The organism is Streptococcus sp. GMD3S (genome assembly GCF_000298695.2).
GTDB lineage: Bacteria > Bacillota > Bacilli > Lactobacillales > Streptococcaceae > Streptococcus.
Genome location: NZ_AJRC02000039.1, coordinates 1 through 1512 on the forward strand (window position 1 = coordinate 1; position 1512 = coordinate 1512).

The 1512-nt window shown below is 43.7% G+C and carries 2 protein-coding genes and 1 pseudogene; all 3 read left to right on the top strand.

The genetic code is table 11. From position 1 onward, the window contains the following. Positions 1-515 (top strand): annotated as a pseudogene (locus tag GMD3S_RS11105) (Ltp family lipoprotein); the annotation flags it as partial. After that, the gene (locus tag GMD3S_RS0209400) at positions 512-1174 is read left to right on the top strand and encodes a pseudouridine synthase (protein ID WP_025173006.1); all 663 of its coding nucleotides are present in this window, start codon (positions 512-514) and stop codon (positions 1172-1174) included. The pseudogene GMD3S_RS11105 and the gene GMD3S_RS0209400, both read left to right, overlap by 4 nt. Continuing rightward, a complete protein-coding gene (yidD, locus tag GMD3S_RS0209405) occupies positions 1174-1425 on the top strand; it encodes a membrane protein insertion efficiency factor YidD (RefSeq protein ID WP_000821629.1) in 252 nt (83 codons plus the stop codon). Before GMD3S_RS0209400 ends, yidD begins: the two co-directional genes overlap by 1 nt. Positions 1426-1512 lie beyond the last annotated feature (87 nt).

Below are 1512 nucleotides of genomic sequence, written 5' to 3' on the forward strand. Positions count from 1 at the left end.
AATCAGATGGTAAGATGGCTAAAGCTGAGTGGATTTATGATAAAAACTATGGGTCATACTATTATTTAACAGGAGAAGGCAGCTACGCTCGCAACACATGGGTAGGTAATTACTATCTTAAATCAGATGGTAAGATGGCCAAAAATGAATGGGTAGATGGTGGTCGTTATTATGTAGGAGACGATGGTGTGTGGCAACCAAAACCAGCGCCAAAGCCAGCACCAAAACCAGCTGAGAAACCGAAAACGCCAGCACAGAAACCTGCTGAGAAATCGAAAACACCAGCACCGAAACCAGCACAAAAACCTGCTGAGAAACCAAAAACACCAGCACAAAAACCTGCTGAGAAACCGAAAACACCAGCATCAAAACCGACTGAAAAAGCTAAAGAAACAACTCCTAAACAGGATAAATCACAATCTAAAGTTCAGTCTGGCTGGGTAGGAAATTACTACCTCAAATCAGATGGAAAGAGAGCTAAAAATGAATGGGTAGATGGTAAGCAGAAGAGTTGATCAAGCAAGGCTTGGTGACGGTTAACGGCCAAGTGGTGCGTGAACTAGCAACGACCATCAAGTCTGGAGATAAGGTCGAAGTGGAAGGTCAGCCCATCTACAACGAAGAAAAGGTCTACTATCTGCTTAACAAACCACGTGGAGTGATTTCCAGTGTGACAGACGACAAGGGCCGAAAGACTGTTGTGGATCTCTTGCCAAATGTTAAAGAACGCATTTACCCAGTTGGACGTTTGGACTGGGATACATCAGGTGTCTTGATTTTAACCAATGATGGGGACTTTACAGACGAGATGATTCACCCTCGTAATGAGATTGACAAGGTCTACGTTGCGCGTGTTAAAGGCGTAGCCAATAAGGATAATCTCCGCCCCTTGACTCGTGGACTTGAGATTGATGGCAAGAAAACCAAGCCTGCTGTCTATGAGATTCTCAAAGTGGATCCAGTAAAAAATCGCTCAGTAGTGCAGTTGACCATCCATGAAGGACGTAACCATCAGGTTAAAAAGATGTTTGAAGCTGTCGGCCTCCAAGTGGACAAGTTGTCTCGGACACGTTTTGGACACTTAGATTTGACAGGCCTCCGTCCGGGAGAATCTCGTCGCCTTAACAAAAAAGAAATCAGCCAACTACACACCATGGCGGTAACCAAGAAATAATGAAACGAATCTTAATAGCACCAGTACGCTTTTATCAACGTTTTATCTCACCAGCCTTTCCACCCTCTTGTCGTTTTGAGCCTACTTGTTCCAACTACATGATTCAGGCTATTGAAAAACATGGCTTCAAGGGTGTTCTGATGGGCTTGGCTCGGATTTTACGTTGTCATCCATGGTCGCCAATAGGAAAGGATCCCGTCCCAGACCACTTTTGCCTCAGACGAAATCATAAACAAAAAGAATCAGCCTGATTCTTTTTTGTATACTCTAGAAAGGAAGTTGGAAGATTAAGATTTTCACTATCCTTCTCCTATAAAAAGTGGTAAAATGGAGGACAG

Excerpts from the sequence above, each read along its gene's own strand:
- yidD (WP_000821629.1), top strand. The coding sequence starts at position 1,174 with ATGAAACGAATCTTAATAGCACCAGTACGCTTTTATCAACGTTTTATC.